Genomic DNA, 13752 nt, shown 5'->3' with positions numbered 1-13752 from the left:
CCGCTCCCGCTCGGCTCAGCCGATCAGCTGGAGCCGGGCCGGGCCCTGGCCCGGTACGAAGCCGTGTGCCCGGCTGCCCAGCCACTCGGCCTTGTAGCGGTCGACCTCGCGGTGCCAGTTGAGGATGCCCGCGAGCCAGTTCTGGAGGTCGAGGACATAGTTGCCCATCGCCGTGCGCGCTTCCTCGGACAGCTGGAAGTCGTCGTACAGCACGGGCAGTTCGTGGGCGGCGACATGCTCGAACTGCCGCATGCGCTGGGTCATCAGGTCGTGGACGACGGCGAGCGCGGCCGGGTAGTCGATGCCGAAGAAGCTCTGCACGACGAGGATCGCGTTGTGGATCTCCCCCTCGTACTCGATCTCCTTCTGGTACGAGAAGACGTCGTTGAGGAGGCAGGCGTAGTCGATGGCCGCGTTCTCCAGGGAGCGCACCGGACCGCTGCGGTACACCTCGGGCGGGATGGCGGGACCTTGGCCCATCCGGCACATGCTCAGGGTGAGGTCGGAGCCGAAGGTGGCGCGGCGCATCTCGAGATAGTCGACCGGGTCGGGGACGCGCTGCTGCACCTGGTTGGACAGCTCCCACACCCAGCTCTCGGTCATCACGTCGACGGCGGCCTTCAGGGTGTGCCGCTGTTCGACGCTCATCGGCGCGGTGGTCCGCGTCCACAGGTCGACGAGCCCGCGTTCCATGGCGTTGGCGGGGACCACGGCCGGTTCGCCGTCCACGGACATGCACTGGGAGAGCCGGGCCGTGGTCAGGCGGGCGGCGGCCAGGTCGCGGCGGTGGCCGTACACGAGGGGGTAGTAGTCGTCGCCGTACGTCCCCCAGGCCAGCCACCGCGCGCTCAGGTCGAGGGCCTCGGGCGTGGCGTCGGGGTCGAGTCCGGCGGAGCACAGCGCGAGGTCGTACGCGGCGAGCTTGTCCTCGTCCCAGACGCCCTCGCTCAGGATGCCCATGTCCTGGCACCAGGTGACGAGGCTGCGGCGGGCGGCGTCGACGTGCGGGCTCAGCGCCAGCGGGAACGGCATGTGGAAGTCGGGCAGCAGCGACGGGCCGACCTTCTGGAACGGCACATGCGTGTACGCGCGCAGCCGTTCGGCGCCCGCCGAGGCCAGCAGGGCGCGGACGTCGGCGGCCGAGGTGCCGGGGCCGCTCGGCACCCGCCAGGGCGTCCCGGAGCGGGCGCCCTGGTTCATGTACCGGCTGGAGCGCAGATGCCACTCGTGGCCGCCGGACTGCCAGTCCTGGAGGCCCTTGGTGTAGGCGGCCACCGCCGCGACCTCGTCCGGCCGCAGGCCGTTCTCCAGCGCGACGGCGGGTACCTCGGTGAGCGCGGTGTGCTCGAACTGGTGCAGCCGTGAGGTGAGGACGTCGTTGACGGTCTCGGCGGCCTCCTGGGTGGTGCAGCCGAAGAACTTCTCCAGTACCAGCACGCCGTTGCTGTTCTCGCCCTCCTCCTCCACCTCCCGCTGGTAGGAGAACAGGTCGTTGCGCAGATGGACGGCGTCGGAGAAGGTCTCCATCAGCACCCGGAGCGGGCGGGTCCGGGCGACCGCGGCGGGCACCTCGGCGGTCGCGTACTCCACGAGCCCCGCCGACCAGGGCGCGCCGCCCACCTTGCGGCGCATCTCGATGTACTCGACCGGGTTGGCGATCCGCCCCTCGTTGATGTTGGACAGCTCCCACATCGACTCGTTGAGCAGGTGCTCGGTGGCCACGGCGAACCGGCGCCGCCAGTCCGCGGACATCGCGGGGACCGTGCGTGCCCACAGATCGGCGAGGCCCGCCTCGACCGGGTTCTCCGGTTCGGGTACGGGGGTGGCGGGGTCGAGCGGCATGAACAGGGGCAGTCGGTCCAGGTGCGCCTTGCCGGCCGCCCGGTCCTGGGTGCGCTTGAACATGTCGAGGAAGTGGTCGTCGAAGAAGAACACCCACACGTACCAGTCGGTGATCAGCGAGAGCGCCGGGCCGTCGCAGTCGGGGTGGGTGTAGGCGCACAGCAGGCCGTAGTCGTGTGCCTCCAGGTCGGCCTGGTCCCAGACCCCGGAGCCTTCCAGCATGCCCATCTCGCGTGCCCACGCGGTGGAGTGGGCACGGGCCTCGTCGAGATGCGGGTTGAGCCGCGCGGGATACGGCATGTAGAAGTGCGGGAGTTCGAACGGCTGCGTCATGGCGGGGGGCTACCCGGCGGGCAAATGGGTCATCCGTCGCGACTTGGATGATCACACCATCGCGTGAACCGGTACCGAAACCGGGAACTCGCACCGCTCTGTGTGGCGTTGACCGTCACAGCCAGCCCTCTGCCCAGGGCCCGTTTTCCGGCCCTGCCGTCGACATCCGGCCAGCCCTCCACCGGAGGCCGTCACTCCCCTTGCCCGCCCCTCGGGCCGGGGCCACGGTATGGGCCATGATCCCCTCCCCGCCTCCCCGGCACCGATTACCGCACTCCTCCGGCCCGGTGTCCTGGCAGGACGAGCCCGGCACGGCGGACCACCCGCCCGGTCCCGGCTTCTGGGCGGTGACCCGGCACGCCGACGCCCGTCACGTACTCCAGGACGCGGCGACGTACTCCTCCCTCCCCCACCCCGGCGAACTCCCCCTCCTGAGACAGCTGCTGTCCCACCTGGACCCGCCCCAGCACACCCGGCTCAGAGAACACGCGGCCCGCGCCCTCACCCCCGAGCGCGTCGCGCGCTTCACCGGAACCGCCCGCGAGCGCGCCCGCACCCTGCTCGCGCGGGCACTGGACACGGCCCGCTCGGCCGACGGCGTCCTCGACCTCGCCGCGGCCGTGTCCGATCCGTACACCTCGCTCAACCTGGCCGATCTGCTGGGCATCCCGCACGCCGACCGGCGCCGTCTGCCCCGCTGGACCGGGCCGCACGCGCCGGAGGACATGAGCGGCTACGCCCGTCAGCTCATCGTCCACCGCCGCCGCTACCCGGACGACGACCTCACCACGGTGCTCGCCCACAACGCCCAACTCACGTCCGCCGAGCTGGAGATGCTCGTCCCCCTGCTCCTGACCACCGGCCTCGCCCCCATGCGCGACGCGGCGGCGGGCGGCCTGCTGACCCTGGCCGAACACCCCCAGGCCTACCGGAAGCTGCGCGAGGGAGCAGCGGAACTCGATTCCGCCGTGGAGGAGTTGCTTCGTCGGCACCCGCCTCTGCTCACGATGCGCCGTACCGCCGCCACGAACACCGAACTCTCCGGCCGACGCATCCGGCGCGGCGACGAGGTCGTCGTCTCCCTCGCGGCCGCCAACCACGACGAGCGGGTCTTCGCCGACCCCGACCGGCTGGACCTGGCCCGCACGCCCAACCCGCATCTCTCGCTCGGCGTGGGCCCGCACCTGTGCCTGGGCGCCGACTTCGCCCGACTGCAACTGCGTGTCCTCTACGAGGAGGTGCTGCGCGTCCTGCCGACCCTGCGGCTCGCCGGGCCGGTGCCGCGGTCCGGCTCCGGCGTCACCAACGGGGTCGCGTCACTGCCCGTGCGGGCCGTGTGACGGGTTGACCTGGATCAGGGCGTGGCTGCCGCCGGTGAGCCACTTCGTCCCCTCCGCCTGGTCCAGCGCGGCCTCGGTGGACGGGGAGAGACCGGTGATCACCTCGGACTTGAGGGTGCGCAGCGCGGCCACCGGGCCGGGGAAGTAGGCGGTCACCTCGTCGAAGGGCGTGGTGGGCGGCCAGTACCGGTCGCCCACCAGACGGCGGTAGTTGAGGTCGCCCTTGAACACGGTGAGGGTGGCGGCGGCGAAGTCGGCGCGCAGGTCGTCCGGCATGTCGGCGTAGGGCAGCGGCGAGCAGGAGAAGGGGTGGGCGCGGACGGTGAGGCGGCCGTCGCCCAGGGCCGACCAGAGCGTGTCGCCGTACTCCCGCGCCAGTCCGGAGGCGGAGCGCAGGCGGCGCAGGGCGTCGATCACGTCGGCGGTGGTGGCGTCGGAGACGTAGTACGGGTCCGGCTTGACGTGCAGGACCGCCCGGCCGACACGCGGCTCGGTGAGGAGCGCGGCGATGAGCAGCAGGTCGGGGACGAGTTCGCGGCCGGCGTTGTCCGCGACGAGGCAGAGGGTGCCGGTGCCGCCGGGCGGAAGGAGGGACCAGAGGAGGTCGCTGTCGTCGGCCACCAGGCCGGGGGCCGCCTCGCGCCGCTCACCGCCCTCCGAGGAGAGCTGGAAACTGAGGTCGGCGCGGTTGCCCCACAGGGAGCCGCTCAGCAGGGCCCGGACGCGTTCGTCGGCCGGACGGTCCCGCAGTGCGTCGAGCGCGGACAGTTCGTCGTCGGTCTCGGCGGAGTCGAGTTCGCCGGTCTTGGACGGGCGGAACGGGTCGATGCCGCGCCAGGCGCCGGGCCCGAAGTAGCCGACGGCGCCGAGCAGCAGGCGGTAGAAGTAGCTCTCGGACCACAGCCAGGGCACGTCGAACCAGGACCGGCCCGCGTAGGTGTCCATGCCCCAGTCCACCCAGCGCGCGTGGTCGGGGGCGTCGGCGGGGAGGGGTTCGATGACGCCCTCGGTGCAGTTCTTCAGCAGGGCGTCCAGCGCGCGCCGCTGCGGGGGCTCGTAGGGAAGGGCGTCGCGGACCTGGCGGATGATCGCGGGGTGCCGTTCGGCGAGCGTACTGTGCGGGAAGGAGCCCGGTTCGTCGGCGCGGATGACGGGCGCGGTGGGGGCGGCGTCGGACATGCCGTCACCGTATCGCGCGGGTCAGCCGATCCTGGTCTCCCGCTCCAGCTGTGCCGCGAGGGCCAGATAGCGGGGGCGGCGGTGCACCGGGACCAGGCTGCGGAGCATGAGGTACCACATCTCGGCGACCCTGCGGGGCAGTCGCGCGGGCGGTTCCAGGGTGCGCCCGGCGACGCGGGTGCCGACGAAGAAGCAGACCAGGGAGTGGGCGACGATCCCGGCGTCCAGATCGGCGTGCACATCGCAGTCCCGGACCGCGCCGTTCAGCTTGCGGGAGGTGAACTCCAGCCACTCGGTGAAGGGGTGCCGCAACGGTGGCCGCATGGTCAGGTCGGTGGTGACCAGGCGGAGTCCGGCGCGGGGCACCGGGTCGTGCACGGCGAGGCGGGCGAGGGCGAACGTGGCCCGCATCAGCGCCTCCAGTGAGGAGCAGCCCCGGTTCTCGACCTCGGCCACCACTTGGCGGGCGGCCGCCGACTGGAGTTCGAGGATGGCGTGGGCCAGGTCCTCCTTGGCGGCGAAGTGGAAGTACAGGGCGCCCTTGGTGACGTTCGCGTGTCCGACGATGTCGCTCAGACTGGTGGATTCGTACCCTTGCCGGTCGAACAGGTCGGCCGCGGCCGTGATGATCGTCGTCCGGGTCTGTTCAGCGCGCAACTGCCTCGCCATCGGCCGACCCCTCTTCCTGCACGAACGGGACACGCGGTTTGTTTTGATGCCTCGCATACGATAACTCACCCAGCGGCAACGGGAGTCACGCGGGACGCACCGGGATTCCGCGTTCTTCCACACTTCCTCCCCTGCTCCACCGGGGTGAACTGGGCCTTCCGCTTTTATCCGACTCCTGGCCTTCCGGGTGCACCGCGTCACTTACGCGAAGATTCACCGGCGGCGGGGGGCACGTCAAAAACAGCCGACGCGGTCGGTGAATTGACTTCTTCGGCTCGCCGGGGCGTGAACGCCCAAGCGCCGTAAGCCGTATTGGGGGTCGCGACCCTTCCACCCGCCCCGCCGAGGAGACGTTCCGGATGACTCGGATGACCGCCCGCCTGAGCACTCTGGCGGCCGCGGCCGCGACCCCGCTCCTGCTGCTGCCGTGGACGGCGGGACCGGCCCAGGCGCACGGTGCCCCCACCGATCCGGTCAGCCGGGTCTACGCCTGTTCGCCCCAGGGCGGCAGCGCCAACGGGACGGCCGCCTGCCGGGCCGCGATCGCGGCGAACGGCGCCCCCTTCACCGCGTGGGACAACCTGCGGGTGCCGGGCGTCGACGGCCGCGACCGGCAGGTGATTCCGGACGGCAAGCTGTGCAGCGGGAACCTCTCCGCCTACCGCGGTCTCGACCTGGCCCGCGCCGACTGGCCCGCCACCCGGCTGACCCCGGGCGCCCGGATGACCCTGACGTACGCCTCCACGATCGCCCACGAGGGCACGTTCCGGCTGTACTTGACCAAGCCCGGCTACGATCCGGCGAAGCCGCTGAAGTGGTCCGACCTGCCGGACCGCCCGTTCGCGGAGATCAAGAACCCGCCGCTGAGCAACGGGGCGTACCACCTTCAGGCGACGCTGCCCTCGGACCGGACGGGGCGTCAGATGCTGTACACGATCTGGCAGAACACCAGCACGCCGGACACCTACTACTCGTGCTCCGACGTGGTGCTGGCGAGCAAGAAGGCTGCCTCGGGCGGCGGTTCGGGCACCACCCGGCGGCCCGCACCGACCAAGAGGCCGGCCTCGAAGGCGCCGACCCCCTCCGCCCATGCCTCGCACCCGGCGTCCGCGCACCCCTCGACGGAAGCGTCGACTCCCGTGCCGCGCAAGGACTCCTCGTACGCCGCCGTACCGGACGACGGCAAGCCGGTGGCCGAGGCGACCCGCGCGAAGTCGGGTCCCTCGGCTCCACTGCTGGCGGGCGGTGCGGCCGCGGTGCTGGTGGTCACCGCGGCCGCCGCCCTCCTCCCGCGCCTGCGTCGGCGCTGAACGAGGTCTTGAGAGAGGTCAGTTGACGAAGACCGGCGCGCCCGCGTCGGTGACGGGGGCGTACTTGGCGGTGAAGTAGCCGCTGGCGAAGCACAGCGACGAGCCGGACACCTTCGTGAACTGCTGGTTGGTGAAGGTGATGCTGCTGTCGGCGTTGTCCGCCTTCCCGGTCAGACTCGGCGCCTGGTAGACGCAGTTGATCGAGCCGAGCAGGGTGCGCAGCTTGACCGTGGTCTGGATGGTCGAGCCGCTCGCCGGGGCGACGGAGAGGGTGCCGTCGGAGGCGACGGACGCGGTGTAGGGCAGGTGGTCGACGGTGATGCCGCTGACGCCGAGGACCCCGGTGACGTTGCTGGTACAGCTGGAGCTGTCGAAGGTGTGACCGGTGACCGACTCGGTGGCGGCGCCCGGCGCGGCCGGGTTGCCGGTGACCTGGGCCGTGAACTGGGACGCCGTGCACTTCACGCCGCTGGTGCCGGTCGCGCTGGAGTACAGGGTGGCGGAGGTGCCGGTGGCGAGCGGCGCGGTGAGGGTGTCGCCGACGGCGACGGCGGTGCCGCCGACACCGCCCGTGGTCAGCACGGCGCCGCCGTCGGCGGCGGCCGGGACGGCCGCGGCCAGGGTGAGCGCGGTGACGGTTCCGGCGAGAGCGAGGAGGGTGCGCATGCGGGTGCCTCTCTTCCGAGGTGGGGGACGGAGAGCAGGGTGTGCCGTGATGCGATGCGGGATTCGTTCGGGTTCGGCCTACGGGACGGCCGTCCGGAGAAGCCGGGAAACGGGCGCGTGCCGTTCGTCGGGCCCGGCGCCACGGTCCCGAGGAGATCAGGCAGAGTTGTAGACCGGATGTGTGGTCAACGTCAATACACAGAAGGCGAGTTGGGGCAGCCATCGGCCGTTCTCGCAGGGCCGGGAGCTGCTTTTCACCACTCCCTTGACCCTCCATGTAACCGGCGGTAACTTCCGAGCAGGCTACCGCCGCGTAACCGGCGATCGCCCTTGTCCGCGCCAGGACAACGCGCCACCTGGAACCACATGGACCCGCACCCATGGGAGCAGACATGGCCTCGTCCCCGGACCTCTCGTCCACCGACCCCACCCCCACCCCCGAGCCCGGCCCGGCAGGCGGCGAACGGCGCGGACGCGTCCGGTACCGCCGGGCCGCCGTACTGGCGATCCCCGCCACCCTGGTCGCCGCCGGTCTGGCGATCCTGACCGCCGAGGGCGCGCTGGGTGTGCAGTTCGCCATCTCCGGCATGCCGTTCACGGTCACCGCGACCGAGCTGAACGGCACCGGCTTCGAGCAGTTCGGCGGCCTCGACAACATGGCGGACGGCAGCCCGAACGCGGGTGACACCGGCGGGCAGGTCCTCGTCGTCACCTCCGCGATCAAGAGCGCCACCCTCACCAAGCTCTGCCAGAGCGTCGACCTGGGCGGCACCAACCTGCTGATCAAGGCGGGCCAGGGCGAGAAGAAGGTGACGGCGACCGATCTGACCACCGACTCCACCGAGCTGTCGGGTGACGCCTCCTTCGACAACATCGAGATCGGCAACGACGCCAGCACGCTGAACAAGGCCAACGCCAAGGGCCCGATCGGCGTCTTCTCCCAGCAGGCCGACACCGTGCACATCGCCAACCTGCGCCAGACCAACTACGCGACCACCGCGGCCGTGTTCAAGCTGCCCGGTCTGAAACTGGGCTTCAGCGACTCGGGCTGCTGAGCCGGTGCCGGAGCGTGCGCGCCGGGGAGCGCGGGCGTCCTTCCGTGACTGGCGGGGGCGTCGGCCGTTCTGGGGCGGGCTGCTGCTCGCGCTGGGCGGCGCCGAGATCCTGCTCACCGAGAAGGCGTCGCTGAAGGTCGTCATGCACATCGGCATGCAGGGGCTGGCGGGCTATCTGCTGCCCACCCTGATGGTGCTGCTGGGACTGCTGATCCTCTTCAACCCGGCCCAGCGGCTGTTCTACTCGCTCGCCGGAGTCCTGGTCACCCTGGGCACCTGGCTCACGTCCAACCTGGGCGGCTTCTTCATCGGCCTGCTGCTCGGCGTCGTCGGCAGTTGCCTGACCTTCGGCTGGCTGCCCGACCAGGAGGCACGCGTGTCCCGACGGCAGCGCCGCCGGGAGCGGGCCCGCGCCTGAACAGCGGCTTCCTCGGACCCGACGGCACCCTGCCGCCGGGTTCTCCCTCTTTCAGGTGATACGGGAACTTCTCCCCCGGCATGGCGAGTTCACTGGGCAGCGGGGTCGACCGGCGCCGGGGCGGCGCTCTCGTCCTTCATCGCCTTCGCCTCGCTCTTGAGGATGCGCAAAGACCGGCCCAGCGAGCGGGCGGTGTCCGGCAGCTTCTTGGAGCCGAACAGCACGATGAAGACGATCGCCACGACCAGCAGATGCCAGGGTTCCAGTCCGTTCCGGAGCACGGCCACCCTCCCTTTTCTCACGCGATTCCTGACGGCCGGGGCTCCCGCGCCTCCGGCCCGTTCAGCGATGATTGCTACATTGCGCAACTGTACAACCCAGGGAGAGGCACAAGAGGGCGGCCGATGAGCATCACGAGCAGCCGGGGAACGGCACCGTCACGGCGACGCGGCGGCGGGCGGGGCACCCCGGACGGCGAGAGCGGTCCCGGCGACGCGGGCCGCGGCACCCGGTCCGGCGCGCGGGACCAGCGGCGGCGCCGTGCGCGCAGAGCACGGGTGGCCATCCTCGTCTGCCTGTCGCTGGTGGTCCTCGGCGGCGCGGGCGCGGGCTGGGTGTATCTGAAGCTCAACGGCAACATCCAGACCTTCGACGCGGGCGGCCTCTCCGACAACCGCCCGGCGGGCTCGTCCAAGGGTGAGAACGTCCTGCTGATCGGCTCGGACGCGCGCACCGACGGCAACGCGGCGCTGGGCGGCGGCGACAAGGACGGCGTCGGCCGCTCCGACACCACGCTGCTGCTGCACATATACGCCGACCACAAGCACGCGCTGGCCGTGTCCATACCGCGCGACACCCTGGTGTCGATCCCGCCCTGCAAGCTCCCCACCGGTGGCTGGACCCAGGCCCAGCCCGACACCATGTTCAACGCGGCCTTCTCCGTCGGCGAGACCGACAAGGGCAACCCGGCCTGCACCCAGAACACGGTGGAGCAGCTGACGGGGCTGCGGGTGGACCACACGGTGGTCGTGGACTTCAAGGGCTTCGCCGCGCTCACCCAGGTCGTCGGCGGGGTGAAGGTGTGCCTGCCCAACGACGTCTATCAGAAGGACCTGAACCCCAACCGGGCCACGAAGGGCACGCTGCTCTTCCGGCAGGGCGAGCAGACGGTCGCGGGACGGCAGGCGCTGGACTACGTCCGCCTCCGGCACGGCATCGGCGACGGCTCCGACATAGGCCGGATCAAGCGGCAGCAGGCGTTCGTCGGCAGCCTGCTGAAGGAGGTCAAGGACAAGGGGTTCACCCCGACCAAGCTGCTGCCCCTGGCCGACGCGGCGACCAGGTCGATGACCGTCGATCCCGGACTGGGCAGCGCCGACAAGCTGCTGTCGTTCGCCATGTCGCTGAAGGACGTCGACCTGCACAACACCAAGTTCGTCACCGTGCCCTGGCGGTACGCGGGTTCGCGGGTGGCGGTCGTGGAGCCGGACGCCGGTGAGCTGTGGGCCGCGCTGAAGGCGGACCGTACGATCGACGGCGCCGACGCCAGCGGTGGGAAGGGCAAGGCGACGAAGAAGCCCGGCCCGGCCACGCACTCCCCCGCCCCGGTCTCCGGCCAGGGCATCGCCGTGGCGGTCTACAACGGCACCACGGTGACCGGGCTCGCCGCCAAGGGCTCGGCCACGCTCACCGCGTCCGGCTTCACGGTCACCGGTACGGCCACCGCGCTCTCCCAGAACCACCTGGCGACCGTCGTCCAGTACGGCCCCGGCATGGCGGACCGCGCCCAGACCGTGGCCAAGGTCTTCCCCGGCGCCCAGCTGGAGCAGATCGGCGCGCCCCGGATCAACGTGGTCCTCGGCCAGGCGTACGCGACCGACCCGACACCGTCCTCGACATCGGCCTCGGTGCCCAGCGAGGTGGCCAACGGGGCGCGTTCGGCGGACGACAACCCCTGCGCGAACCTCACCTACGGCTGACGCCGGTCGTGGCGCACCCGCGCCACGGTCAGCGCGAGCGCGTACGGCACGAGGACGACGGCCAGCAGGAGGTAGCGGTCGGCGGGCAGGGCGGTCAGGCCGAGGAGCGCGCCGAGCGGGGTGGCGGGCAGCAGCAGTCCGGCACCGGCCAGCGCGGCCGAGGCCCAGCCGACCGGGCCGGGGCGGGGCCCGGCGAGGTGCCGTCCCGAGCGCAGCAGCAGCATCGCCAGGGCCTGGGTGAGCAGGTTCTCGGTGAACCAGGCCGAGTGGAACAGCACCGGGTCGTCCAGGACGGCACCGCCGTGCGGGGCGAGCGTGAGCACGGCGAAGGTGGCGAGGTCCGCGACCGCGTTCAGCAGGCCGAAGCCGGTGAGGAAGCGCAGGAAGGCGGGTGGCCGCAGCCGGGTCGGCCGGCGCAGCGCGCCGGGGTCGGGGCGGTCGTCGGCGAAGGCGAGCTGCGAGGCGTCGAAGCAGAGGTTCTGCGCGAGCACCTGGACGGGGAGCATCGGCAGGAACGGCAGCAGCAGTCCGGCGGCGAGCATGGCGAGGACGTTGCCGAGGTTGGAGGAGAGCGTGACGCGCAGGTAGGAGGCGATGTTGGCGCTGCTGTGCCGGCCGGCGAGCACGGCGTGCCCGAGGGCGCGGAGGTCCTTCTCGCCGAGCACCACGTCCGCGCTCTCGCGGGCCACGTCGACGGCACCGCGCGGTGCCACGCCCACGTCGGCGGCGAGCATCGCGGGCCCGTCGTTGACGCCGTCCCCGAGGAACCCGACCGTGTGCCCGGCCGCCCGTAGTCCGGCCACGACCCGCGCCTTGTCCTCGGCGGTGCACCGGGCCACGACGGTGACGGCGCCCGGTGTCCCGGCCGCCTGCGGAGCGCCGCCCGCGCGCACCTCCCCCACCGTCAGTCCCAGGTCCCGACAGGCGCGTTGCGCGGTGGCGGGGTGGTCGCCGGTCAGGACGCGGACCTCGATGCCGAGGCCCATCAGGGTGCGCAGTGCCTCGGCGGCGCCGGGGGCCAGGTCGTCGCGGAAGGTGAGCAGGCCGCGGAAGGTGAGGCCGCGGGCGTCCTCGGGCCGGTAGGGCCGGGTGCGGGCGGGGAGTTCGGCGGTGGCGACGGCGAGGACGCGCAGCCCGGACTCCGCCTGCCGCGCGGCGAGGGCGAGCAGCCGGTGGCGCTCGGCGTCGGGCAGCGCGCACCGGTCGAGCACGTCCTCGGCGGCACCCTTGGTGATCAGCACATGCCGCCCGAGGGCGCCGGTGACCACGGCGGTGGCCAGCCGGTGGGCGGGGTCGAAGGGGAGCGCGGCGACCCCGTCGTACTCCTCGCCGACCGGTCCGGCGGCGGTGAGCAGGGCCTCGTCCAGGGCGTCCGGGGCGGGGAGTTCGGACAGGGTGAGGCCCCACCAGGCGGCGACGGCGGCCCGGCGCAGCACCTCGGGGTCGTCCCGGCCGTCCGGCCCGAGCGCGGCCACGAGGACGGGCCGGTCCCGGGTGAGGGTGCCGGTCTTGTCCAGGCACAGCACGTCGACCGCGCCGAGGTCGTGCAGCGCGGGGAGCCGTCGTACGACGACCCGGTGGGCGTCGGCCAGCCGGGACGCGCCGCGGGCCAGGCAGGTGGTGACGATCACCGGGAGCATCTCGGGGGTGAGCCCCACGGCCACCGCGACGGCGAACGGCAGGGTCTCCAGCATCCGGCCGTGCAGGGCGGCGCTCGCCATGAGGACGAGCGGCGGGGTGAGCAGCGCGAACCGGACCAGCACCCAGGAGATGCCGCGCACGGACCGGTCGAAGGCGCTCGGACCGCGCCGGACGGGGGCTGTCTGCGCGGCGGCGAACCGGGTGCGCGCCCCGGTCGCCACCACCACGGCGGTCGCGCTGCCCGCGACGACATGGCTGCCCTGGAAGCAAAGATGGGACTCGGCGAACCGGCGCGGCGCGTCCACGGCCTCCTTGTCGACGGGCGCGGACTCACCGGTGAGCGTGTCCTGCCGGACGGTCAGCCCGCGGGTGCGCAGCAGCCGTACGTCCGCCGGTACGAGGTCGCCGGGGCCGAGCCGGACGATGTCGCCGGGCACCAGGTCGGCGACCGGGACCTCGCGGGCGCGCGGCTCGTCGGTGCGGTCGGCGCGGCGCAGCACGGTCGCGGTGCCGGTGACCAGGTCGCGCAGCGCGGCCAGGGAGCGGTCGGCGCGGCGTTCCCCGGCGGCGCGCAGCGCGCAGCTGACGGCGACCAGGGTGAGGATCACGGCGGCGGCGCCCCAGGAGGCGACGAACGCGGAGACCAGGCCGAGGGTGAGTAGTACGGCGGTGAACGGGTCGCGCAGAGCAAGTACGCACCGGCGCGGCCAGGACGGCGGGGGCGGCGGGGCGGCCGGGGTGTTCGCCCCGTACGCGGCGGACCGGGCGTCCGCCTCGGTGTCGGTCAGTCCGCGCGGGCCGGTGTCCAGGCGCCGCAGCAGTCGCAGCGAGGTGTCCGGCACCGCGGTCACAGCCCGCGCAGGCGGCGGGCCGGGGCGGCGGGAGCGGTCTGTTCGGTGAGGCGGCCGACGAGGAGGTGGACGACATCCACGAGCGCGGCCTGTTCGTCGGCGTCGACGAAGTAGACCTGGCGGCGGCCCTCGCGGCGGGAGCGGACCAGTCCGGCGAGTTTGAGCTTGGTGAGGTGCTGGCTGACGGCGGGCAGCGCGCCGCCGACCCGTTCGGCGAGCCCGGTGACATCGCTCTCGCCCTGGGCGAGCGCCCAGACGAGGTGCAGCCGCGCCGGGGAGGCGAGCAGTCCGAAGGCGGCGGCCGCCTCGCCGAGGACCTGCGGGGACGGGTCCTGGTGGCCGGTTGCGGGCCCTGTCGCCACTGCTCTCCTCCTCACACGGTCTCGGCTGTCCGGTCGCTGTCCGACCAGTCAGTCTAGGTGCCGTGCGGGTACACGCGGACCGCCCGGCGACGCGGTGTGCGTCGGCC

The 13752-nt window shown here is 72.5% G+C and carries 12 protein-coding genes; 5 read left to right on the top strand and 7 right to left on the bottom strand.

Going from position 1 to position 13752, the window contains the following annotated elements; genetic code table 11:
• Positions 1–15: 15 nt before the first annotated feature.
• Positions 16–2175, bottom strand: a complete 2160-nt coding sequence (gene cyc2 / locus ACIPPM_RS01670; RefSeq protein ID WP_401441919.1) for a germacradienol/geosmin synthase Cyc2 — start codon at positions 2173–2175, stop codon at positions 16–18.
• Between the two features lie 236 nt (positions 2176–2411).
• On the opposite strand from cyc2, the gene ACIPPM_RS01665 reads away from it, so the two are divergent.
• Complete coding sequence (locus ACIPPM_RS01665; protein ID WP_401441918.1) at positions 2412–3515, top strand: cytochrome P450; 1104 nt, start codon at positions 2412–2414, stop codon at positions 3513–3515.
• On the opposite strand, the gene ACIPPM_RS01660 is transcribed toward ACIPPM_RS01665, so the two are convergent.
• Together ACIPPM_RS01660 and ACIPPM_RS01655 are read right to left on the bottom strand one after the other, a co-directional pair.
• Positions 3492–4694, bottom strand: a complete 1203-nt coding sequence (locus ACIPPM_RS01660) for a damage-control phosphatase ARMT1 family protein (protein ID WP_401441917.1) — start codon at positions 4692–4694, stop codon at positions 3492–3494. The two genes, ACIPPM_RS01665 and ACIPPM_RS01660, sit on opposite strands and share 24 nt — an antisense overlap.
• 21 nt (positions 4695–4715) lie before the next feature.
• The gene (locus ACIPPM_RS01655) at positions 4716–5363 is read right to left on the bottom strand and encodes a ScbR family autoregulator-binding transcription factor (protein WP_401441916.1); all 648 of its coding nucleotides are present in this window, start codon (positions 5361–5363) and stop codon (positions 4716–4718) included.
• A 359-nt stretch (positions 5364–5722) separates the two neighbouring features.
• Between ACIPPM_RS01655 and ACIPPM_RS01650 the strand changes: the two genes are divergently transcribed.
• Positions 5723–6673, top strand: coding sequence for a lytic polysaccharide monooxygenase (locus ACIPPM_RS01650; protein ID WP_401441915.1), 951 nt, complete (start codon positions 5723–5725; stop codon positions 6671–6673).
• An 18-nt stretch (positions 6674–6691) separates the two neighbouring features.
• Here ACIPPM_RS01650 and ACIPPM_RS01645 read toward each other — a convergent pair whose 3' ends face one another.
• On the bottom strand, positions 6692–7339 hold the full coding sequence (locus tag ACIPPM_RS01645) for a Tat pathway signal sequence domain protein (protein WP_401441914.1): 648 nt from the start codon (positions 7337–7339) through the stop codon (positions 6692–6694).
• Between the two features lie 392 nt (positions 7340–7731).
• Between ACIPPM_RS01645 and ACIPPM_RS01640 the strand changes: the two genes are divergently transcribed.
• A complete protein-coding gene (locus ACIPPM_RS01640; RefSeq protein WP_401441913.1) occupies positions 7732–8394 on the top strand; it encodes a DUF6230 family protein in 663 nt (220 codons plus the stop codon).
• A gap of 4 nt (positions 8395–8398) precedes the next feature.
• The gene (locus ACIPPM_RS01635; RefSeq protein ID WP_401441912.1) at positions 8399–8812 is read left to right on the top strand and encodes a DUF6114 domain-containing protein; all 414 of its coding nucleotides are present in this window, start codon (positions 8399–8401) and stop codon (positions 8810–8812) included.
• Positions 8813–8901: 89 nt separating this feature from the next.
• Here ACIPPM_RS01635 and tatA read toward each other — a convergent pair whose 3' ends face one another.
• On the bottom strand, positions 8902–9093 hold the full coding sequence (gene tatA / locus ACIPPM_RS01630) for a Sec-independent protein translocase subunit TatA (RefSeq protein ID WP_401441911.1): 192 nt from the start codon (positions 9091–9093) through the stop codon (positions 8902–8904).
• A 123-nt stretch (positions 9094–9216) separates the two neighbouring features.
• Between tatA and ACIPPM_RS01625 the strand changes: the two genes are divergently transcribed.
• Positions 9217–10791: an LCP family protein gene (locus ACIPPM_RS01625; RefSeq protein WP_401441910.1), complete on the top strand. Its 1575-nt coding sequence runs from the start codon at positions 9217–9219 to the stop codon at positions 10789–10791.
• On the opposite strand, the gene ACIPPM_RS01620 is transcribed toward ACIPPM_RS01625, so the two are convergent.
• Positions 10782–13274 (bottom strand): HAD-IC family P-type ATPase, encoded by a 2493-nt coding sequence (locus ACIPPM_RS01620; protein WP_401444113.1) that lies wholly within the window; start codon positions 13272–13274, stop codon positions 10782–10784. The genes ACIPPM_RS01625 and ACIPPM_RS01620 overlap by 10 nt on opposite strands.
• Positions 13275–13279: 5 nt before the next feature.
• Complete coding sequence (locus ACIPPM_RS01615) at positions 13280–13645, bottom strand: ArsR/SmtB family transcription factor (protein ID WP_401441909.1); 366 nt, start codon at positions 13643–13645, stop codon at positions 13280–13282.
• Between the last annotated feature and the right edge of the window lie 107 nt (positions 13646–13752).

This window comes from Streptomyces sp. NPDC090119 (assembly GCF_044747085.1).
Classification (GTDB): Bacteria; Actinomycetota; Actinomycetes; order Streptomycetales; family Streptomycetaceae; genus Streptomyces.
Note: the sequence above shows the minus strand (reverse complement) of the source record. Positions and strands in the feature narration are given on the sequence as shown.

Coding starts and splice junctions, on each gene's coding strand:
- ACIPPM_RS01645 (WP_401441914.1), bottom strand. CDS start 7,339: ATGCGCACCCTCCTCGCTCTCGCCGGAACCGTCACCGCGCTCACCCTG.
- ACIPPM_RS01640 (WP_401441913.1), top strand. CDS start 7,732: ATGGCCTCGTCCCCGGACCTCTCGTCCACCGACCCCACCCCCACCCCC.
- ACIPPM_RS01650 (WP_401441915.1), top strand. CDS start 5,723: ATGACTCGGATGACCGCCCGCCTGAGCACTCTGGCGGCCGCGGCCGCG.
- ACIPPM_RS01655 (WP_401441916.1), bottom strand. CDS start 5,363: ATGGCGAGGCAGTTGCGCGCTGAACAGACCCGGACGACGATCATCACG.
- ACIPPM_RS01660 (WP_401441917.1), bottom strand. CDS start 4,694: ATGTCCGACGCCGCCCCCACCGCGCCCGTCATCCGCGCCGACGAACCG.
- ACIPPM_RS01625 (WP_401441910.1), top strand. CDS start 9,217: ATGAGCATCACGAGCAGCCGGGGAACGGCACCGTCACGGCGACGCGGC.
- cyc2 (WP_401441919.1), bottom strand. CDS start 2,175: ATGACGCAGCCGTTCGAACTCCCGCACTTCTACATGCCGTATCCCGCG.
- ACIPPM_RS01665 (WP_401441918.1), top strand. CDS start 2,412: ATGATCCCCTCCCCGCCTCCCCGGCACCGATTACCGCACTCCTCCGGC.